General features: G+C 71.5%; 18 protein-coding genes. 11 read left to right on the plus strand and 7 right to left on the minus strand.

Going from position 1 to position 20522, the window contains the following annotated elements; translation table 11 throughout:
• Nucleotides 1–9: 9 nt before the first annotated feature.
• Nucleotides 10–1062, plus strand: coding sequence for an ABC transporter ATP-binding protein (locus tag AB0898_RS03290; RefSeq protein WP_366801103.1), 1053 nt, complete (start codon nucleotides 10–12; stop codon nucleotides 1060–1062).
• Nucleotides 1055–2200 (plus strand): dipeptide ABC transporter ATP-binding protein, encoded by a 1146-nt coding sequence (locus tag AB0898_RS03295; protein WP_366801104.1) that lies wholly within the window; start codon nucleotides 1055–1057, stop codon nucleotides 2198–2200. The genes AB0898_RS03290 and AB0898_RS03295 overlap by 8 nt, the downstream gene beginning before the upstream one ends.
• 95 nt (nucleotides 2201–2295) lie before the next feature.
• On the opposite strand, the gene AB0898_RS03300 is transcribed toward AB0898_RS03295, so the two are convergent.
• Genes AB0898_RS03300 through AB0898_RS03320 form a run of 5 tightly spaced genes read right to left on the minus strand, consistent with a single transcriptional unit; the run spans nucleotide 2296 to nucleotide 8323 of the window.
• The gene (locus tag AB0898_RS03300; protein ID WP_407078283.1) at nucleotides 2296–3315 is read right to left on the minus strand and encodes an ABC transporter ATP-binding protein; all 1020 of its coding nucleotides are present in this window, start codon (nucleotides 3313–3315) and stop codon (nucleotides 2296–2298) included.
• The gene (locus AB0898_RS03305) at nucleotides 3312–4397 is read right to left on the minus strand and encodes an ABC transporter ATP-binding protein (protein WP_366801105.1); all 1086 of its coding nucleotides are present in this window, start codon (nucleotides 4395–4397) and stop codon (nucleotides 3312–3314) included. Before AB0898_RS03305 ends, AB0898_RS03300 begins: the two co-directional genes overlap by 4 nt.
• Nucleotides 4394–5347 (minus strand): ABC transporter permease, encoded by a 954-nt coding sequence (locus AB0898_RS03310; RefSeq protein ID WP_366801106.1) that lies wholly within the window; start codon nucleotides 5345–5347, stop codon nucleotides 4394–4396. Before AB0898_RS03310 ends, AB0898_RS03305 begins: the two co-directional genes overlap by 4 nt.
• Complete coding sequence (locus tag AB0898_RS03315; protein ID WP_366801107.1) at nucleotides 5344–6408, minus strand: ABC transporter permease; 1065 nt, start codon at nucleotides 6406–6408, stop codon at nucleotides 5344–5346. Before AB0898_RS03315 ends, AB0898_RS03310 begins: the two co-directional genes overlap by 4 nt.
• Before the next feature lie 46 nt (nucleotides 6409–6454).
• Nucleotides 6455–8323: an ABC transporter substrate-binding protein gene (locus AB0898_RS03320; RefSeq protein ID WP_366801108.1), complete on the minus strand. Its 1869-nt coding sequence runs from the start codon at nucleotides 8321–8323 to the stop codon at nucleotides 6455–6457.
• 435 nt (nucleotides 8324–8758) lie between these two features.
• Here AB0898_RS03320 and AB0898_RS03325 point away from each other — a divergent pair, with 435 nt between their 5' ends.
• Genes AB0898_RS03325 through AB0898_RS03345 form a run of 5 tightly spaced genes read left to right on the plus strand, consistent with a single transcriptional unit; the run spans nucleotide 8759 to nucleotide 14374 of the window.
• Nucleotides 8759–10381, plus strand: coding sequence for an ABC transporter substrate-binding protein (locus AB0898_RS03325; protein ID WP_366801109.1), 1623 nt, complete (start codon nucleotides 8759–8761; stop codon nucleotides 10379–10381).
• Between the two features lie 6 nt (nucleotides 10382–10387).
• A complete protein-coding gene (locus AB0898_RS03330) occupies nucleotides 10388–11311 on the plus strand; it encodes an ABC transporter permease (RefSeq protein WP_366801110.1) in 924 nt (307 codons plus the stop codon).
• The gene (locus tag AB0898_RS03335; RefSeq protein WP_366801111.1) at nucleotides 11304–12287 is read left to right on the plus strand and encodes an ABC transporter permease; all 984 of its coding nucleotides are present in this window, start codon (nucleotides 11304–11306) and stop codon (nucleotides 12285–12287) included. The genes AB0898_RS03330 and AB0898_RS03335 overlap by 8 nt, the downstream gene beginning before the upstream one ends.
• 7 nt (nucleotides 12288–12294) lie before the next feature.
• Nucleotides 12295–13341, plus strand: coding sequence for an ABC transporter ATP-binding protein (locus AB0898_RS03340; protein ID WP_366801112.1), 1047 nt, complete (start codon nucleotides 12295–12297; stop codon nucleotides 13339–13341).
• Nucleotides 13334–14374, plus strand: coding sequence for a dipeptide ABC transporter ATP-binding protein (locus tag AB0898_RS03345; protein WP_366801113.1), 1041 nt, complete (start codon nucleotides 13334–13336; stop codon nucleotides 14372–14374). Before AB0898_RS03340 ends, AB0898_RS03345 begins: the two co-directional genes overlap by 8 nt.
• A 110-nt stretch (nucleotides 14375–14484) precedes the next feature.
• Here the strand turns inward: AB0898_RS03345 and AB0898_RS03350 are convergent, their stop codons facing one another.
• Nucleotides 14485–16611: an alpha/beta fold hydrolase gene (locus AB0898_RS03350; RefSeq protein WP_366801114.1), complete on the minus strand. Its 2127-nt coding sequence runs from the start codon at nucleotides 16609–16611 to the stop codon at nucleotides 14485–14487.
• Between the two features lie 203 nt (nucleotides 16612–16814).
• Here AB0898_RS03350 and AB0898_RS03355 point away from each other — a divergent pair, with 203 nt between their 5' ends.
• Nucleotides 16815–17009, plus strand: a complete 195-nt coding sequence (locus AB0898_RS03355; RefSeq protein ID WP_018544306.1) for a hypothetical protein — start codon at nucleotides 16815–16817, stop codon at nucleotides 17007–17009.
• Nucleotides 17010–17306: 297 nt separating this feature from the next.
• Here the strand turns inward: AB0898_RS03355 and AB0898_RS03360 are convergent, their stop codons facing one another.
• On the minus strand, nucleotides 17307–18185 hold the full coding sequence (locus AB0898_RS03360; protein ID WP_366801364.1) for a LysR substrate-binding domain-containing protein: 879 nt from the start codon (nucleotides 18183–18185) through the stop codon (nucleotides 17307–17309).
• Between the two features lie 170 nt (nucleotides 18186–18355).
• On the opposite strand from AB0898_RS03360, the gene AB0898_RS03365 reads away from it, so the two are divergent.
• The 3 genes from AB0898_RS03365 (at nucleotide 18356) to AB0898_RS03375 (ending at nucleotide 20508) form a co-directional block, all read left to right on the plus strand.
• Nucleotides 18356–19069 (plus strand): flavodoxin family protein, encoded by a 714-nt coding sequence (locus tag AB0898_RS03365; protein ID WP_366801116.1) that lies wholly within the window; start codon nucleotides 18356–18358, stop codon nucleotides 19067–19069.
• Between the two features lie 183 nt (nucleotides 19070–19252).
• The gene (gene mshB / locus AB0898_RS03370) at nucleotides 19253–20095 is read left to right on the plus strand and encodes an N-acetyl-1-D-myo-inositol-2-amino-2-deoxy-alpha-D-glucopyranoside deacetylase (protein WP_366801117.1); all 843 of its coding nucleotides are present in this window, start codon (nucleotides 19253–19255) and stop codon (nucleotides 20093–20095) included.
• 20 nt (nucleotides 20096–20115) lie between these two features.
• On the plus strand, nucleotides 20116–20508 hold the full coding sequence (locus AB0898_RS03375; protein ID WP_366801365.1) for a DUF6113 family protein: 393 nt from the start codon (nucleotides 20116–20118) through the stop codon (nucleotides 20506–20508).
• Nucleotides 20509–20522: the final 14 nt, after the last annotated feature.

Raw genomic sequence — 20522 nt, forward strand, 5'->3', positions numbered from 1 at the left:
GGCGTAATCATGACCATCATCGAAGACGCCGTCTCCCCCGCGCACAGCTCCGACGGTGCGCAGGCACCGCTGCTCGAAGTACGGGACCTGCACGTCGAGTTCCACACCCGCGAGGGCGTGGCCAAGGCGGTCAACGGAGTCAACTACAGCGTCAGCGAAGGCGAGACGCTCGCCGTGCTCGGCGAGTCCGGGTCCGGCAAGTCGGTCACCGCGCAGGCCGTCATGGGCATCCTGGACATGCCGCCGGGCCGTATCCCGCAGGGCGAGATCCTGTTCCGCGGCAAGGACATGCTCAAGATGTCCGGCGAGGAGCGCCGGAAGATCCGCGGTGCCAAAATCGCGATGATCTTCCAGGACGCGCTGTCCTCGCTCAACCCGGTGCTGACCGTCGGCTACCAGCTCGGCGAGATGTTCCGGGTGCACCAGGGCATGTCCCGCAAGCAGGCCAAGGCCAAGGCCATCGAGCTGATGGACCGGGTGAAGATCCCGGCCGCCGCGGCCCGGGTCAACGACTACCCGCACCAGTTCTCCGGCGGTATGCGCCAGCGCATCATGATCGCCATGGCGCTGGCCCTGGAGCCGGACCTGATCATCGCGGACGAGCCCACCACGGCACTCGACGTGACCGTTCAGGCCCAGGTCATGGACCTGCTCGCCGAACTCCAGCGCGAATACAACATGGGTCTGATCCTCATCACGCACGACCTCGGTGTCGTCGCGGACGTGGCGGACAAGATCGCCGTGATGTACGCGGGCCGGATCGTCGAGACGGCGCCCGTGCACGAGCTGTACAAGCGTCCGGCCCACCCCTACACCCGGGGTCTGCTGGACTCGATCCCGCGCCTGGACCAGAAGGGCCAGGAGCTGTACGCGATCAAGGGTCTGCCGCCCAACCTGCTGCACATCCCCGAGGGTTGTGCCTTCAGCCCGCGCTGCCCCAAGGTCCAGGACATCTGCCGCACCGAGGTCCCGGCCCTGAACCCGGTCACCGAGCCGGACGGCACCGAGCTGCCCGGGCGCGGCTCGGCGTGCCACTTCTGGAAGGAGACGATCAATGGCTGAGCCGATCGAGAAGGACGTCCCGGTCGATGCCACCCCGAACGTCTCCGAGGTCGAGACCGTCGACGCCGCCACCGAGACGGAAGCGGTCGCCGCGATCGAGGCGCCCGTCGAGCGGGGCGAGCCGATCCTCCAGGTGCGCAACCTGGTGAAGCACTTCCCGCTCACCCAGGGCATCCTGTTCAAGCGGCAGATCGGCGCCGTCAAGGCCGTCGACGGCATCTCCTTCGACCTCTACCAGGGCGAGACCCTCGGCATCGTCGGCGAGTCCGGCTGTGGCAAGTCCACGGTCGCCAAGCTGCTGATGAACCTGGAGCGGGCGACCGCCGGCGAGATCTTCTACAAGGGCCAGGACATCACCAAGCTGTCGGGCCGCGCGCTGCGCGCGGTGCGGCGCAACATCCAGATGGTGTTCCAGGACCCGTACACCTCGCTCAACCCCCGTATGACGGTGGGCGACATCATCGGGGAGCCCTTCGACATCCACCCCGAGGTGGCCCCGAAGGGCGAGCGGCGCAAGCGGGTGCAGGAGCTGCTGGAGGTCGTCGGCCTCAACCCGGAGCACATCAACCGCTACCCGCACCAGTTCTCCGGCGGTCAGCGCCAGCGCATCGGCATCGCCCGCGGCCTCGCGCTCAACCCCGAGATCATCATCTGCGACGAGCCGGTCTCGGCCCTGGACGTCTCCGTCCAGGCGCAGGTCATCAACCTGATGGAGCGCCTGCAGGACGAGTTCAACCTCTCCTACATCTTCATCGCGCACGACCTGTCGATCGTCCGGCACATCTCGGACCGCGTGGGCGTGATGTACCTCGGCAAGATGGCCGAGATCGGCTCGGACGAGCAGATCTACGACCACCCGACGCACCCGTACACCCAGGCGCTGCTGTCGGCGGTCCCGGTGCCGGACCCGGACGCGCGGGAGAACCGCGAGCGCATCATCCTCACCGGTGACGTGCCCTCCCCGGCCAACCCGCCCTCGGGCTGCCGGTTCCGCACCCGGTGCTGGAAGGCCCAGGACAAGTGCGCCGAGGAGGTGCCGCTGCTGGCCGTGCCCGAGCGCTTCCAGGGCAGCGACACCCCGGCGGCCCACGAGTCGGCCTGCCACTTCGCCGAGGAGAAGGACGTGGTCCACGCCTGACCCGCCCCCCGCCCCCCGGCCCGCCGGGTTCCCGGTGCCCTTCCGCGTGGAGGGTGCCGGGAACTCGGCGTTTCCGGGGCCCTGTGGGGTCATGCTCACGCGGTCACCTGTGCGTGCACCCAGTGGCAGGCCGCCTGGGCGGTGGGGCCCGCGTCGAGGACGGCCGGGTCCTCGGTACGGCACGCGCCGGCCACGCCCGCCCGTTCCGCCTCGCCGCTCGCCAGCACCGGGCAGCGGGCCCGGAAGCGGCAGCCGGTGGGGATGCGGGAAGGGTCCGGGGGCTCACCGGTGAGGATCACGGGGTCGCCGGGCGCGTCCGGGAGGACGGACAACAGGGCCTGGGTGTACGGGTGCCGGGGCGCCGTGAGGACCTGCTCGACCCGGCCCGTCTCCACGATCCGGCCCAGGTACATCACCGCCACCCGGTCCGCGATGTTCCAGGCGAGGCCCAGGTCGTGGGTCACCACCAGCGCGGCCAGGCCCAGTTCGGTGCGCAGCCGCAGCAGCAGGTCCAGGATCTCGCCGCGCACCGAGGCGTCCAGGGAGGCCACCGGCTCGTCGGCGACGAGGAGTTCGGGCTCCAGGACCAGCGCGCCCGCGATCACCACGCGCTGGCGCTGGCCGCCGGACAGCTCGTGCGGGTAGCGCAGGAAGAACCGCTCCGGGGGCCGCAGCCCGGCCCGGGAGAGGGCGCCCGCGACCGCCGCCCGCTCGTCGCCGGAGTGCCCGTGGATGCGCAGCCCCTCCGCCACCGCCTCGTACACCGTGTGCCGGGGGTTGAGCGAGCCGATGGGGTCCTGGAGGACCAGCTGCGCACGCCGGCGGTAGGCGCGCAGGGCGCGGGTGGAGTACTCCAGCGGGCGTCCGGCGAACGACACCTCGCCCGCCGTCGGCTTCACCAGGCCGAGCAGGGCGCGGGCGAGCGTGGACTTGCCGCAGCCGGACTCGCCGACCAGCGCGACGATCTCGCCCGGGCGGATCTCCAGTTCGACCTGGTCGACGGCGCGTGCGGGGGCGGCCCCGGAGCGGCCGGGGAAGACCACCCGCAGGCCGTGGGCGCCGAGCAGGGCGGGCGGCTCGGTGGCCGGCATGGGGTGCTCACCGGTCGTCGTCATGAGGTGCTCCCGGTGTTCTCCGGCTCCGTCGCGTGGTCGGCGGCCGCGTCGTCCCGTACGGTCCCGTCGTCTCGTACGGCCGTGTCGTCCCGTACGGTCCCGGCGGTCCGTACCGGCCCGGCGGCCCCGTCCGGCGCCCTCACATGGACGCACGCCGCCACCCGTCCCGGCTCCGCCGTCCGCAGCGGCTGGTCCTCGGTGGCGCACTCGGGCAGCGACACCGGGCAGCGCGGGTGGAAGGCGCAGCCGGCGGGCAGCGCGAACGGGTCGGGCGGGTCGCCGGGCAGGCCGCGCGGGGCGAACCGGGAGGCCGGGTCGCCGATGCGCGGGAAAGCCCCCGACAGGGCCTGGGCGTAAGGGTGTTGAGCGTTCTCGTGGACGGCGCGGGCGGGGCCCTCCTCCACGACCCGGCCCGCGTACATCACCGCGAGCCGGTCGCAGGTGTCCGCGAGGACCGCGAGGTCGTGGCTGATCATGACCAGGGCCACGTTCTGCTCGCTGACGAGCCGTTCGATCAGCCGCAGGATCTGTGCCTGGATCATCACGTCCAGGGCGGTGGTCGGCTCGTCCGCGACGACCAGCCGGGGGTCGCAGGCCAGCGCCATGGCGATCATGACGCGCTGGCGCTGGCCGCCGGAGAGCTCGTGCGGGTACGCCGACGCGCGGGCGGCGGGCAGGCCGACCTGCTCCAGGAGTTCACCGGTCCGCTTCCTCGCGGCGGCCGGGGTCGCCCCGTTGTGCAGCAGGATGGGCTCGGCGATCTGCTCGCCCACGCGGTGCACGGGGTTGAGCGAGTGCATGGCGCCCTGGAACACGATGGACGCGCCCGCCCAGCGCACCGCGCGCACCCGGCCCCAGCGCATCGTGAGGATGTCCTCCCCGTCGAGGAGGATCTGCCCGCCCACCTCGGTGCCGACGGGCAGCAGCCGCAGCGCGGCGAGCGCCAGCGTGGACTTGCCGCAGCCGGACTCCCCGGCGATGCCGAGCTTCTCGCCCGCCGCCACCGACAGGTCCACCCCCCGGACGGCGGCGGCACCGCCCGGGTACGTCACGGTCAGGTTCCGCAGTTCGAGCAGGCTCAACGGGCCACCCCCAGCCGGGGATTGAGGACGGACTCCACGGCGCGCCCGCACAGCGTGAACGCCAGCGCCACCAGGGCGATGGCGACGCCGGGCGGCACCAGGTACCACCAGTCGCCCGCGCTGACCGCGCCCGCCTCGCGCGCGTCCTGGAGCAGCCCGCCCCAGGAGACGACCGACGGGTCGCCGAGCCCGAGGAAGGCGAGGGTGGCCTCGGCCAGGATGGAGGAGGACACCATCAGCGTGGTCTGCGCGAGCACGAGCGGCATGACGTTGGGCAGCACGTGCCGGGTCATGACGTGCCAGTGGCCGCCGCCGAGCGCCCGGGCCCGCTCGATGTAGGGGCGGGACTCCACGGCCAGCGTCTGGGCCCGCACCAGCCGGGCGGTGACGGGCCAGGTCGTGACGCCGATGGCGAGGATCACCGTGCTCAGGGAGCGGGACATCACGGTGGCCAGCGCGATCGCGAGCACCAGCGTGGGCATCACCAGGAACCAGTCGGTGATCCGCATCAGCACGGTCGACCAGGCCCCCCGGAAGTGCCCGGCGACGATCCCGACGACGGTGCCGATCGCCACCGACAGCACGGCCGCGAGGAGTCCGACCAGGAGGGAGACCCGCGCGCCCCAGACGACCAGGCCCAGCAGGTCGCGCCCGAACCGGTCGGTGCCGAGCGGGAAGTGGCCGCTCGGCGCCTCCAGCGGGTTGCCCGGCGCGTCGGTCACCCGGGCCACGTCCGGGCCGACGGTCAGCGGCGCGGTGAGGGCGATCAGCGCGAACAGCACGAGGGCGGCGAGCCCGATCACCCCGGCGCGGTGGGTGCGGTACTGCCGCCAGAACCGCAGGGCCGAGCGGCGGCGGCGCTGCCAGGCGAGCGTCCGGGGGCCGGGGCCTGGGCCGGCTCCGGTGCCGGGTCCGGTGCCGGGTCCCGGCTCGGCGACGGTGGAGGTCATCGGCCCACCCGGGGGTCGAACAGCGGGTAGACCAGGTCGGCCAGGGTGTTCATGACGATCACCGCCGAGGCGAAGAGGAGGAACAGCCCCTGCACCAGGGGCAGATCGGGCACGCTGAGGGCCTGGTAGAAGAGGCTGCCGAGGCCCGGCCAGGAGAAGACGGTCTCGACCAGGATCACGCCCGCGACGGTCCGGCCGAGGTTGACGAAGACCAGGGTGACGGTGGGCAGCAGCGCGTTCGGCACCGCGTGCCGGCGGCGCACCAGGTCGTCCCGCAGGCCCTTGGCGCGCGCCGTCGTCAGATAGTCGCTGCCCATCTCGTCCAGCAGGGCCGAACGGGTGACCAGCAGCGTCTGGCCGTACTCGACCGCGATCAGGGTGAGCACCGGCAGGACCATGTGGTGGGCGACGTCGAGGACGTACGCGAAGCCGCTCGTGTCGCCCGACTCCATGCCGCCCGTCGGGAAAAGCCCCGGGATCGGGCCCATGCCCACCGAGAGCACGATGGTGAGCAGCAGGCCGAGCCAGAAGGACGGCAGCGAGTAGAGGGTGAGCGCCAGACCGGTGTTGATCCGGTCGCCGAGGCCGCCGTGCCGCCAGGCGGAGCGGGTGCCCAGGTACATGCCGAGCGCGGTGTAGAGCACGAACGCCGTGCCGGTGAGCAGCAGGGTGTTCGGCAGTGCCTCGCCGATCTTGTCGGTGACCGGGGTGTGGAACTGGTACGACGTGCCCAGATCGCCGCTGAGCGCCTTGCCGCAGTACTGCGTGAACTGCTGCCACATCGGCAGGTCGAGCCCGAACTCCCGCCGGTAGGCGGCGAGTTGCTCCGCCGAGACCCGGCGGCCGCCGGTCATGGCCTTGACCGGGTCGCCGGGGATCAGCCGGAACAGGAAGAAGCCGGTGACGAGCACGGCGAACAGCGAGACGACGGCGCCGCCGAGCTTGCCCGCGACATAGCGGGCGTACCCGGGCCAGGTGCGCGCCCGGGGGCCGCCGATGTCGGGTGCGACGGCGGCGGGACCCGGGGCGCCGGCCTCGGCGGGGGAGAGGTCAGCGGCCATCGGGCACCGCCCGCCGCCGGGCCGGGTGGTTCATCGGTTCCATGGGCTACTCGCGGTCGTCGGCGGAGGCGCGGCGCCGCCGGGTGAGCAGGAAGGCGGCACCGGCGAGGACCACCACGCCGACGACGATCCCGATCACGACACCGGTCGAGTCCGACCCCTTGGACTTGGCGGAGGCGGCCGGGACCGCCGACCACCAGCTCCAGTAGCCGTCCTGGCCGTAGATGTTGCCCGCCGCCTTGGGCATGGTCTCGATGGACTTGATCTGGTCGGTGCGGTAGGCCTCCACCGCGTTCGGGTACGCCATGACGTTCATGTACCCCGTGTCGTACAGCCGCGACTCCGCCTGCTTGACGAGTTCAGCCCGCCGGGCGGGGTCGTACTCGGCCAGCTGCTTCGCGTACAGCTCGTCGAACTTCTTGTCGCAGATGAAGTTGTCGGTGAGCCCGGTGTCCTTCGGGGTGGCGGGCAGGGCGCCGCAGGTGTGGATGGCCAGGACGGCGTCGGGGTCGGGGCTGACCGACCAGCCGTCGAAGGCGAGGTCGTACTTGCCGGCGAGCCAGGGGTCGGTGACGTTGTCGAGGCAGTCGAGCGACATGCCGACGCCGAGCTTGCCCCACCACTCCTTGAGGTACTGGCCGACCGCCTTGTCGTTGGGGTCGGTGGCGTGGCACAGCACGCGGTAGTCCAGCGGCTTGCCGTTCTTGCCGGTGCGCTTGCCGTCGGCGTTCTTCTTGTACCCGGCCCGGTCGAGCAGCCGGCCCGCCTCGGCGGGGTCGTAGGCCCGCTCCTGGCCGCCGGAGGGCTTCCAGAAGTACGAGGAGAAGCGGGGCGGCAGATAGCCCTGGCCCTGGACGGCGTGGCCCTGGAAGACCTTGTCGACGAGGGCCTTGCGGTCGACCGCCATGAAGAGGGCCTGGCGCACCCGGGGGTCGAGCAGCGAGGGGTCGCCGTCGCCGAACTTCTCGCCGTTCTTCGCGCGGGCGCCGGGGTTGACGGCGAGGGCGTAGAAGCGGCGGCCCGGTGCCTCGTTCAGGTGAATGTTCGGCTGGCCCTTGAGGGAGGCGGCCTGGGCCGGGGTCAGGGAGGGCGACCCGGCGACGAAGGAGACCTCGCCCTTGCGGAGGGCGGCGACGGCGGCGTCCTGGTCCTTGTAGTACTTGAAGACCAGGTTGTCGAACTGGGGGGCACCGCGCCAGAAGGTCTTGTTGGCCTTCAGCCGGACGTAGCTGTCGGCCCGGTAGGAGGTGACGGTGAAGGGGCCGTCGCCGACGAGGGGGAAGTCCTTGGCGTTGGTGAACTTGCCGATGTCGCCGACGTTCTTCCAGATGTGCTCGGGCACGATCGGGACGTCCAGCGCGGTCATCGTGGCCTGCGGCTTCTTCAGCTCGATGACCAGCTTGTCGGGGCCGGGCGCCGACACCTTGCGGAAGTTGGTGACGAAGCCGCCGTTGGCGGTGCCGGCCGCCTCGTCGGTCATCATCTTGTTGAAGGTCCAGGCCGCGTCCTGGGCGGTCACCTTCTGCCCGTCCGTCCACTTGGCGTCGGAGCGGATGGTGTAGGTCCAGGTGAGCTTGTCGGCCGAGGGCTCCCACTTGGTGGCGAGGCCCGGGACCGGGTGGCCGTCGGCGGGGTCGTAGTCGTTCAGGTACTCGTACGTCAGCCGCATGACGCTCGTGCTGAGCAGGCGTATGGCCAGGAAGGGGTTGAGCGAGTCGACGCTCTGCGCGACCGCCACGGTGAGCGTCCTGTCCGCCGGAGCGGCCTCGGCCGGCTGGGGCGCCGGGCCGAGCGGCGTGACGAGTCCCGCCGTGACCGTCAGGGCGGCCGCCGCGGCGGCGCCCAGCCGGCGGCCCGGGGACCACGGGCGTCTTGGCGTCAACTTTCGTCCTCCGTACTGGCCGTGTGTGCTCATAGGTCGTGACCTCACGTCATCGCTCGCACGGAAACCGCTTGTTGGACTGCCCGGTCACGGCCGTCGGTATGCCGTCGGCCGAAAGTGATGAGCTTGTCTATCAGGGTGATCTGCACGCGTCAACGGTGGTGAGAACCGCTGTGGCCTGCGGAAAAGCCCAGGTGAGCGGGGGTCTCGCGGACATTGGTCCAGTCCTGTGAAGACCTGCTGGTGAGGGGCTGGCGGCACACGCGTACGACACGGTTCGCCCGGTCGGAGCCGGCGTGCGACGGCTCGGAGCAATCGCGCAACCCGAACGAGCTAAGCGGCACCGCAGACGGGCGTCTGCGCGTGCGGGGGGTGCGGTATGTGCCGATATTCGAATCCGAGACGGCACCCGCGGAGTCCGGGACGGCACCCGCAGGTTCCGGGACGGCACCCTCAGGAGGAGGCATCATGCGCCCATCCGCGCGCCCCCGGCTGGCCGCCGGTGTTCTCGCGCTGGCGTTCACCGCCACGGGCTGCGCGGGCGGCGGCAGCGGCGCCGGGAGCGGCGGGGTGCTCAGCTCCTCCTGGGGCGACCCGCAGAACCCGCTGGAGCCCGCCAACACCAACGAGGTGCAGGGCGGCAAGGTGCTCGACATGATCTTCCGGGGGCTGAAGAAGTACGACCCGAAGACCGGCGCCGCCACCGACATGCTCGCGCAGAGCATCGACACCAGCGACTCCCGGCACTTCACCGTCAAGGTCAAGGACGGCTGGACCTTCTCCAACGGCGAGAAGGTGACCGCCCGCTCCTTCGTGGACGCGTGGAACTACGGCGCGAGCCTGAAGAACAACCAGAAGAACGCGTACTTCTTCGGCTACATCGAGGGCTACGACAAGGTCCACCCCGAGAGCGGCAGGCAGAGCGCCGACACCCTTTCCGGGCTGAAGGTGGTGGACGACCACACCTTCACCGTCGCCCTCGGCCAGAAGTTCTCCGGCTTCCCCGACACCCTCGGCTACGCGGCCTTCGCCCCGCTGCCGCGCGCCTTCTTCACCGACCACGCGGCCTGGGTGAAGCGACCGGTGGGCAACGGCCCGTACACGATCGAGGCGTACACCAAGGGCTCCCAGATGAACCTGAAGAAGTGGGACGCCTACCCCGGGCCCGACAAGGCGCTCAACGACGGCGTGGACCTCAAGGTCTACACCGACAACAACACCGCCTACACCGACCTGATGGCCGGCAACCTCGACCTGGTCGACGACATCCCCGCCGCCCAGCTCAGGAACGTCAAGACCGACCTCGGCGACCGGTACATCAACACGCCCGCCGGGATCATCCAGACGCTCGCCTTCCCGTTCTACGACGCCCGCTGGAACACGCCCGGCGCCGAGAAGGTGCGCACCGGGCTCTCCATGGCGATCAACCGCAAGCAGATCACCGACACGATCTTCCGGCAGACCCGCACCCCCGCCACCGACTGGACCTCACCGGTGCTCGGCAAGGAGGGCGGCTTCAAGGAGGGGCTGTGCGGGCACGCCTGCGAGTACGACCCCGCCGAGGCGAAGCGGCTGGTCAAGGAGGGCGGCGGCATCCCCGGCGGCCAGGTGAAGATCACGTACAACGCCGACACCGGCTCCCACAAGGAGTGGATCGACGCCGTCTGCAACTCCGTCAACAGGGCGCTGGGCAAGGACGACGCCTGTGTCGGCAACCCGGTCGGCACCTTCGCGGACTTCCGCAACCAGCTCGGGCAGCACAAGATGACCGGCCCCTTCCGCGCCGGCTGGCAGATGGACTACCCGCTCATCCAGAACTTCCTCCAGCCGCTCTACTACACCGACGCCTCCTCCAACGACGGCAAGTGGGACAACGCCGAGTTCGACCGGCTCGTGGACCGGGCCAACGCCGAGACGGACACCGCCACGTCGGTCGCCACCTTCCAGCAGGCCGAGGAGGTGGTGCGGGACCACATGGCCGCCATCCCGCTCTGGTACCAGAACGGCAGCGCGGGCTACTCCGAGCGGCTCTCCGGTGTGGAACTCAACCCGTTCAGCGTGCCCGTCTACAACGAGATCAAGGTCGGCTGACCCGCCATGGGGCGCTATGTCGTCCGGCGACTGCTCCAGATGATCCCGGTGTTCTTCGGCGCCACCCTGCTGATCTTCCTCATGGTCAACGTGATGGGCGACCCCATCGCCGGACTGTGCGGGGAGCGCGCCTGCGATCCGGCCACCGCCGCCCAGCTGAAGGCGGAGTTCGGCCTCGACCGGCCGCTGTGGCAGCAGTACGCGACCTACATGGGCAACGTCTTCACCGGCGACTTCGGCACCGCCTTCAACGGCCAGCCCGTCACCGAGCTGATGGCGGCCGCGTTCCCGGTGACGATCCGGCTCACCCTCGTGGCGATCGTCTTCGAGATCGTCGTCGGCGTCACCCTCGGCGTCCTCACCGGGATGCGGCGCGGGCGGCCCGTGGACACCGCCGTGCTGCTGCTCACCCTGGTCGTCATCTCCGTGCCGACCTTCGTCACCGGCCTGGTGCTCCAGCTGCTGCTCGGCGTCGAGTGGGGCTGGATCAGGCCCTCCGTCGCCCCCGAGGCGCCCTTCGGCCAGCTCATCGTGCCCGGACTGGTCCTCGCCTCCGTCTCACTGGCGTACGTCACCCGGCTCACCCGCACCTCCCTCGCCGAGAACCGCCGCGCCGACTACATCCGCACGGCCGTCGCCAAGGGCCTGCCACGGCACCGGATCGTCGTCCGGCATCTGCTGCGCACCTCGCTGATCCCGGTCGTCACCTTCATCGGCACCGACATCGGCGCGCTCATGGGCGGCGCCATCGTCACCGAGCGGATCTTCAACATCCACGGCGTCGGCTTCCAGCTCTACCAGGGCATCCTGCGCCAGAACACCCAGACGGTCGTCGGCTTCGTCACCGTGCTCGTGCTGGTCTTCCTCGCCGCCAACCTGCTGGTCGACCTGCTCTACGCCGTGCTCGACCCGAGGATCCGCTATGCCTGAGCAGGGGTACGACAACGGCGGCGCCATCGCCGGGACCGGCATGGGCGGCGCGATGGACCTCGCGGCGGGCGAGGCGAGCGCCCTGGAGCGGGGTGCGGGCGGCGGACCCGGGGGCGCCGGACCGGGCGGCAGACCCCGCTCGCTGTGGTCCGACGCCTGGCGCGACCTCAGGCGCAACCCGGTGTTCGTCGTCTCCGCGCTCGTGATCCTCTTCCTGGTCTTCATCTCCCTCTGGCCCTCCGCCATCGCCTCCGGCAACCCCCTCGACTGCGACCTCGCCGACGCCCAGCGCGGCTCCGCGCCCGGCCACCCCTTCGGCTTCGACGGCCAGGGCTGCGACGTGTACACGCGGACCGTGTACGGCGCCCGTACGTCCGTCACCGTCGGCGTGTGCGCCACGCTCGGGGTCGCCCTGCTCGGCTCGGTGCTCGGCGGGCTCGCCGGGTACTTCGGCGGGGCGGGGGACGCGGTGCTGTCCCGGATCACCGACATCTTCTTCGCGATCCCGGTCGTGCTCGGCGGACTCGTGCTGCTGTCGGTGGTCACCAGCAACTCGGTCTGGCCCGTCGTCGGGTTCATGGTGCTGCTCGGCTGGCCGCAGATCTCCCGCATCGCGCGCGGCTCGGTCATCACCACCAAACAGCACGACTACGTGCAGGCGGCGCGCGCGCTCGGTGCCTCCGACACCCGCATCCTGCTGCGGCACATCGCGCCCAACGCCGTCGCGCCCGTGATCGTCGTCGCCACCATCGCGCTCGGCACCTACATCTCCCTGGAGGCCACGCTCTCGTACCTCGGCGTGGGGCTGAAGCCGCCCAGCGTCTCCTGGGGCATCGACATCTCCGCCGCCTCGCCGTACATCCGCAACGCCCCGCACGCCCTGCTCTGGCCCTCCGGGGCGCTCGCGGTCACCGTGCTGGCGTTCATCATGCTCGGCGACGCGGTGCGCGACGCCCTCGACCCGAAGCTGAGGTGACGGCGCGATGCTGCTCGACGTCCGGGATCTGCGCGTGGAGTTCCGTACGCGGGACGGGGTGGCGAAGGCGGTCGACGGGGTGTCGTACACCGTGGACGCGGGGGAGACCCTGGCGGTGCTCGGGGAGTCGGGCTCCGGCAAGTCGGTCACCGCGCAGGCCGTGATGGGCATCCTCGACACCCCGCCCGCGCGGATCACCGGCGGGCAGATCCTCTTCCAGGGCCGCGATCTGCTCACCCTCAAGGAGGACGAGCGGCGCCGGATCAGGGGCGCCCGGATGGCGATGATCTTCCAGGACGCGCTGTCCGCCCTCAACCCCGTGCTCACCGTGGGCGACCAGCTCGGGGAGATGTTCGTCGTCCACCGGGGCATGTCGAAACGGGACGCGCGCGCCCGTGCCGTCGAGCTGATGGACCAGGTGCGCATTCCCGGCGCGGCCCAGCGGGTGCGCGACTACCCGCACCAGTTCTCGGGCGGGATGCGCCAGCGCATCATGATCGCCATGGCGATCGCGCTGGAACCCGCGCTCGTCATCGCGGACGAGCCCACCACCGCCCTCGACGTCACCGTCCAGGCTCAAGTCATGGATCTGCTCGCGGAGTTGCGGCGCGAGTATCGCATGGGGCTCGTGCTCATCACCCACGACCTCGGCGTGGTCGCGGACGTGGCGGACCGGATCGCGGTGATGTACGCCGGCCGGATCGTGGAGTCCGCGCCCGTCCACGACCTCTACAAGGCCCCGGCCCACCCCTACACCCGCGGCCTGCTGGACTCCATCCCGCGCCTGGACCACAAGGGCCGCGAGCTGTACGCGATCAAGGGCCTGCCGCCGAACCTCACCCATGTCCCGGCCGGCTGTGCCTTCCATCCGCGCTGCCCGATGGTGCGCGACATCTGCCGTACGGATGCGCCGCCGCTGTACGAGGCGGGTGAACTGCGGCGCAGCGCCTGCCACTTCTGGAGGGAGTGCCGGGATGACCTCGGTGACGTCGGGGGTACGGGGGCCGGCGGGGGTGCCGGGGGCCTCGGTGGCCTGGGTGGCCTCGATGGCTGAGCCGGTCCTTGAGGTCCGCGACCTCGTCAAGCACTATCCGCTCACGCGCGGAGTCGTCCTGCGCCGCCAGATCGGCGCCGTACGGGCCGTGGACGGCGTGGACTTCACCCTCGGCCGGGGCGAAACCCTGGGTCTGGTGGGCGAGTCGGGGTGCGGCAAGTCGACGGTCGCGCGGCTGCTGTGCCATCTGGAGCGGCCGACGGCCGGCACGATCCGCTTCAAGGGTGAGGACGTGACCCGGCTCTCCGGGCGCGCGCTGAAGGCCGTGCGCCGCTCGGTGCAGATGGTCTTCCAGGACCCGTACACCTCGCTCAACCCCCGCATGACGGTGGGCGACATCGTGGGGGAGCCGTACGAGATCCACCCCGAGGTGGCACCGAAGGGCGAACGGCGGCGCCGGGTGCGGGAGTTGCTGGACGTGGTGGGTCTGGACCCGGACTTCGTGAACCGCTACCCGCACCAGTTCTCCGGCGGCCAGCGCCAGCGCATCGGCATCGCCCGCGCCCTCGCGCTGCGCCCGGAGGTGATCGTCGCCGACGAGCCGGTCTCCGCGCTCGACGTGTCGGTGCAGGCGCAGGTGGTGAACCTGCTGGAGCGGTTGCAGGCGGAGTTCGGTCTGTCGTACGTGTTCATCGCGCACGACCTCTCGGTGGTGCGGCACCTCGCGGACCGGGTCGCGGTGATGTACCTCGGGCGGATCGTGGAGACCGGCACGGACACCGAGATCTACGAGCACCCCACGCATCCCTACACGCAGGCGCTGCTCTCGGCGGTGCCGGTGCCCGATCCGGAGGCCAGGTCGCGCCGCGAGCGGATCATCCTCACCGGGGACGTGCCGTCGCCGGCCGACGTGCCCTCGGGGTGCCGCTTCCGGACGCGGTGTTTCAAGGCGCGGGAGCGGTGCGCGCGGGAGGTGCCGGAGCTGGCGGTGCCGGAGGAGTTCCGGTACGCGGCGGGGCCTGCGGCGCATCCGTCGGCGTGTCTGTTCGCGGCGGAGCGGGGGGTGGTACCGCACGGCAACGGGCCGGGGTGACATGGCCACCCCGGCCCGTACACGGCACCCGCACGGCCGTACGTTCTTCAGTCTGGCGCGTCCGTATATCGGTGCCACTTCCGTGGAGTTGCTGGAGTGTTAAACACCGTTCACTCGGGTTGAGCGGGCGTCAGGGCCCGCTTGAGGAAGTCGACCTGGAGCAGCAGCAGGTTCTCCGCGACCTGTTCCTGCGGGGTCATGTGGGTGACGCCGGACAGGGGCAGCACCTCGTGCGGGCGGCCCGCGGCCAGCAGGGCCGAGGACAGCCGCAGGGTGTGTGCGGCCACCACATTGTCGTCGGCCAGACCATGGATGATCATCAGCGGGCGGTGCGGCTCGGCGGGCTCGGACAGGCCGTCGTCGGTGACGAGGGCGCTGCGGGCGTAGACCGCCGGGTCCTCGGCGGGGTCGCCCAGGTACCGCTCGGTGTAGTGGGTGTCGTACAGCCGCCAGTCGGTCACCGGCGCGCCCGCGATGCCCGCGTGGAACACGTCCGGGCGGCGCAGCACGGCGAGCGCGGAGAGGTAACCGCCGTACGACCAGCCCCGGATGGCGACCCGGCCGAGGTCGAGCGGGTAGCGCTCGGCGAGGTCGTGCAGGGCCTCGATCTGGTCGTCGAGGGTGAGCGTGAAGTCGTGGTGGACCGCCTTCTCCCACGCGGGGGAGCGGCCCGGGGTGCCCCGGCCGTCCGCGACGATCACCGCGAAGCCCTGGTCGGCGAACCACTGCGAGGTCAGATACGGGTTGTGGGCGGCGGTCACCCGCTGGCCGTGCGGGCCGCCGTAGGGGTCCAGGAGGACGGGGAGCGGTGCGTCACCGGGGTAGTCCGTAGGCATAAGCACGGCGCACGGAATTCTCTGTGCGCCCCCCTCGGTGAGGGTCACGCGGGGGGACATACCGGGATCTTCGGCGTACGAGGTGACAGTGGCCGCCGCTTTTCCGTCACGCAGCACCTGGATACGGGTGCCGGGGCTGGCGAGCGTGGCGGAGAGCAGCACGGTGGTGTCGCCGCCGCGAACCGCCGTGTGGACACCGGGCACTTGGGACACCCGCTCCACGCCGAGTTCGTTCACCCGGTACACATGGATCTCGCCGATTTCCGGGTCCTCGGCGGCCTCGCCGGCGGAGGCCGAGACGAGCACCTCGCCGTCCGCCACATCGAGTACCGAACGGATGTGCAAATGCGGTCCCGTCAGCGGACGTTCGCCCACGACGAGGACCCGCGCACCGCCCTCGTCCGCGATCCGGACCAGCTGTCCGGAGGGGGTCCAGCACGGCACGGAAGGGAAAAGATCAAGCCAAACTGGATCATCGTCGGCGTGCACCGTGCGGGTGGTGCCGGTGTCCGGGTCCACGGCCAGGACGAGCTGGGAACGCTGGTCCCTGGACTGCACGAGCAGCAGCGGCGCACCCGCCGCTGACCAGTGCACTCGCGCCAGATAGGGGTACCGCTCGCGGTCCCAGGCGACCTCGGTGCGCTCGCCGCCGAGCCCGATCACGAACAGCTGTACGTCCGCGTTGGCCGTGCCCGCCGCCGGATAGCCGACGTGGTGTGGCTCACGCTCCGGGTGGGCCGGGTCGGCGATCCACCAGCGCCGTACCGGCGTGTCGTCCACGCGCGCGACCAGCAGCCGGTCGGAGTCCGGGGACCACCAGAAGCCTCGCGAACGGTCCATCTCCTCGGCCGCGATGAACTCCGCGAGGCCGTAGGTGACGTGGCCGGACTCGGGGGTGGCGAGGGCGCGGTCGTCGGCGTCCTCCGTGCCGACCACGCGCAATCGCCCCTCCGCGACGTACGCGATGTGCCGGCCGTCGGGGGAGGGGCGGGGGTCGATCACGGGCCCGGGAACGGGGAGTTCACGTGCCGTCCCCGCCCGCAGCTCGGCCGCGAAAAGCCGCCCCGACAAGGCGAAAGACGCCAACTCCACCGCCGCGTCGGTCGCGTAGCCGACGATGCCCGCACCGCCCTCCCGGCTGCGCTCGCGCCGGGCCCGCTCCTCGGGCGACAACTCCTCGTCGCCGCCCGCGAGCAGCGCGCGGGGGTCCGCCGCGAGGCGCTCGGTGCCGTCCGAAGTATCCAGTACCCAGAGCGAGTTGGTCCGGTCGGTGCCGGACTCCGACCGGAGGAACACGACACGCGAACCGTCCGGCGCCACGGTGAAGGCGCGCGGCGCGCCGAGCGTGAACCGCTGGGTACGGGCGTGCCGTCGGGGGAAGGACTCAGCCTCGGTTGTCATACCCCGACCATATTGGCCATGCGCCCCCTTGTGCGGCCGTGCGCCGAGCGATGCGCGAGCACGGATAGTTATGATCACTGTCGCAGCGTGGGTATGAACCAGGCGGCGTCCGCGTGGACTTGCTCCACCGGTGCAGAACCCGAACGACAACCCCCATAGTCCGAACCCCCCGCGTCCCCGGGACCCTTTGGAGGTGAGCCGCCGTGGCACTCTCGATTTCGGCGGTGGTGCTGCTGGCGATCATCGTCTTCCTCCTGATCAAAAAGTCAGGCCTGAAGGGCGGTCACGCGGCGATCTGTATGCTCCTCGGCTTCTACCTCGCCTCCTCGACGATCGCCCCGACGATCAGCGAGCTGACGACGAACGTGGCGAGCATGATCGGGAGCATCAAGTTCTGACGGGCCCCTGCGGGGCACCGAGTGGACCGCCGGCCTGCTGAACGAGGGCTGCCGTAGGGCCGACATGGCGACGGAGCGGCGGGATCTGGCTGCGCGGCTGGAGCGGGGTGGCGTGCTCGTCAGTCCGGGGCGGCGAAGGTGCCGCCGACGGTGCTGGACGAGTGGATGCCGGCGGTCCTTGCCCAATTTGCCTCTCCGGGGGCTCAGTTCGTACGGGCCGTCGCGGGTGACGGGAGCCCGCTGCTGTACCTCTTCGACCCCGAGCGGGAGTCGTTCGCCCGGTTCACTCCGGGAGGGTCACTTCTGTGACTCCTCCAGCAGCAGGTCGTGCAGTGCCGTTGCCGGGGCCGTCGGGGCGGGCGGGGTCAGGAGGATCTGGTCGGCTGTGGTGGAGGGGCCGGTGAGGGGGATGAGGCGGAGGCCGGGGAGGGGGGTGGGGAGGGCCGGTTCGAGGGTGATGCCGATGCCCGTGCCGGCGGCCACGTGGGCGGCGATCGCGTGGACGTCGTCGGCGGTGCGGATGATGCGGAGGTCGGCGCCGTCGCTCTGGAAGGCGGCCAACAGGCGGTCACAGAGGCCGCTGTTGAGCTGGTGGGGCCAGGTCAGCAGGTCGGCGGTGGAGAGCTCGGACGCGGTCAGCGCGGGGCGCCCGGCGAGGGGGTGGGTCGCGGGGACCAGGGCCATGAACCGCTCGGTGGACAGCACCCGCGCGCGTACGCCGGTGATGCCGTCGCTCGCCCAGCCGATGCCCAGCCCGACCGTCTCCGCCCGCAGCGCGCTGAGCTGGGCCGTCGTCGGCATCGCCGCCGGCACGATCGTCACGTCCGGGAAGCGCTCGCGCAGCTGCGGCAGGCAGCGCAACAGCAGCTGACGGTCGGTGTATTCGGCGTGCGCCACGGCGAGCGTCGTACGGGCCCGGTCCCCGGCCGCCAGCGCGCGGCCCCGCTGCTCGAAGCGGCGCAGCTGGGCCAGCGCGGCGCGGGCGTCCGGCAGCAGCGCCTCGCCGAGTTCGGTCAGGGAGACCCGGCGGCTCGTACGGTGGAACACCCGCCCGCCCACGGTGGTCTCCAGCCGCCGGACGGCGTCGCTGACGGTCGGCTGCCCCCGGTGCAGACGTACGGCCGCTCGCCCGAAGTGCAGTTCCTCCGCGACGGCGACGAACGCCTCCAGCTCCATCCTGTCCACGGCCCCAGGCTAACGCGATCGATCGGTGCGACCGATCGCTGCGTGCCGAAGTTCGGCGTTGATGCCCCGGCGCGCGGCGGGTGGGATGGAACTCGTGAGCAGGGATCCCCCTACGAGGTCCCCGCACCCGAACCCTCTACCACCGGAAGCAGTGAACACACATGGCAATCAACGGCGTTGACGCCCCCCAGGCCACCGTGACCGTCGTCCACCACTCCGTGCACGGCCACACCCGGGTCCTCGCCGAACACCTCGCCGACGGCGCGCGCGTCGTCCCCGGCGCCGAGGTGCACCTCGTCGAACTCCGCCCCGAGGACGTCGTCGAGGGCCGCTGGCGCAACGCGGAGGTGATGGCACTGCTCGACCGCTCCGACGCGATCGTCCTGGGCTGCCCGACGCTGATGGGCAGCGTGTCGGCGGTGTTCAAGGCGTTCATGGAAGCGGCGTTCACGCCGTTCGTCACGCAGGGCTGGAAGGACAAGCTGGCCGGCGGCTTCACCATGTCCGCCTCGCAGAGCGGGGACAAGCTGACGGTCCTCCAGCAACTGTCCGTGTTCGCCGCACAGTTGGGCATGCAGTGGATCGGCGTCGCCGACATGCCGGGCAACAACTGGAGCGGCGGCTCCCGCGACGACCTGAACCGGCTCGGCTCCTGGCTCGGCCTGATGAGCCAGAGCCACGCGGACCTCGGCCCGGACCAGGCCGGCTCGCGCGGCGACCTCCTCACGGCGGAGCGGTACGGCGAGCGGATCGCCCGGCTGACCCAGCGCTGGGTCAACGCCGTCCCGTACGAGACCTCCCGGATGACCGAACACGAGGCCCGCGCCCTGTCGGCGTCCCTCAGGGAGAAGGACGGCGCCCCCGCATCCCTGTGACGAAGGCGGTCCAGGTACGGCGCGTGAGGGCGAGGCCGGCGACTCCCCCGCCACGCCCCGGCCGCCGGTCTCCCCGACGGCCCCCTCCACCGCCCGGCCGCCCTGCTCCCGCCCCACCCCGCCGACACCCCGCCCCCGAACCCGCCTCCTGAGCCCCGCCGCCCGGGCTCGTACGCTGGACCCATGACGGATCTCCCCGCCCGGCGGCTGCTCCTGGTGCACGCGCACCCGGACGACGAGTCGATCAACAATGGCGCGACCATGGCGAAGTACGCGGCCGAGGGAGCGGGGGTGACGCTGGTCACCTGCACGCTCGGGGAGCGGGGGGAGGTCATTCCGCCGGAGCTGGGGCAGCTGAGCGGGGAGGCCCTCGGGGAGTACCGGCGGGGTGAGCTGGCGGCCGCCATGGGCGAGCTGGGGGTCACCGATGTGCGGGTGCTCGGGTACGGCGACTCCGGGATGATGGGGCTGCCCGACAACGACGAGCCCGGGGTGTTCTGGCAGGCCGACGTCGAGGAGGCCGCCCGCGCGCTGGCCGACGTGATTCTGGAGGTACGGCCGCAGGTCGTCGTCACGTACGACGACAACGGCGGGTACGGCCACCCGGACCACATCCAGGCCCACCGCGTCGCCATGCGGGGCGTGGAGGTGGCCGCCGAGCGCGGGTACGAGGTGGCCAAGGTGTACTGGAACCGGATTCCGAGGTCCGTCGCCGAGGAGGGCTTCGCCCGGCTCGCCGAGGAACTGCCGAACCTGCCCTTCCCCAAGAGCGCCGCCGTCGGGGACCTGCCCGGTGTCGTGGACGACGCCCGGATCACGACCGCCGTCGACGGCACCGCGCACGCCGCCGCCAAGGCCGCCGCCATGCGGGCCCACGCCACCCAGATCACCGTGGCCGGACCGTACTTCGCGCTCTCCAACGACCTCGCGCAGCCGCTGTTCACCACCGAGTACTACGAGCTGGTGCGCGGCGCGGGCGAGCCCGGGGAGAGCGACCTGTTCGCCGGGACCGAGGAGGCGTCGTGAGCGGGGACGGACGCGGGCCGATGCTCGCCCAGCCGCTGCGGCCGCCCTCCGCGGGGCGGGCCGTCGCGCTGTTCGGGCTGTTCGTGCTCGGTGCCATCGTGGGGCTCGCCGGATCGCTCATCCAGGACGCCTGGTTCCCGGGCGGCCTGCTGCTCGCCCTCGCGGGCGCGGCCGGCGCGTTCCTCGGCGGGGCGTACGCGATGGGCGCCCGCTCCGGCGCCGTCGCCCCGGTCATCGGCTGGGTCGTCGCCGTCATCCTGCTCACCGCCAGCCGCCCCGAGGGCGACTTCCTCTTCGGCGCGGGCGGCGGTTCGTACTTCTTCCTGCTCGGCGGCATGGCCATCGCTGTGATCTGCGCCACCCTCGCGCCGGGGCGGCAACCCCCGGGCGGCTCCAGTCGACTTGGCAAGTGACGTACCACTTCGTG

Source organism: Streptomyces sp. NPDC005435 (genome assembly GCF_040703155.1).
GTDB lineage: Bacteria > Actinomycetota > Actinomycetes > Streptomycetales > Streptomycetaceae > Streptomyces.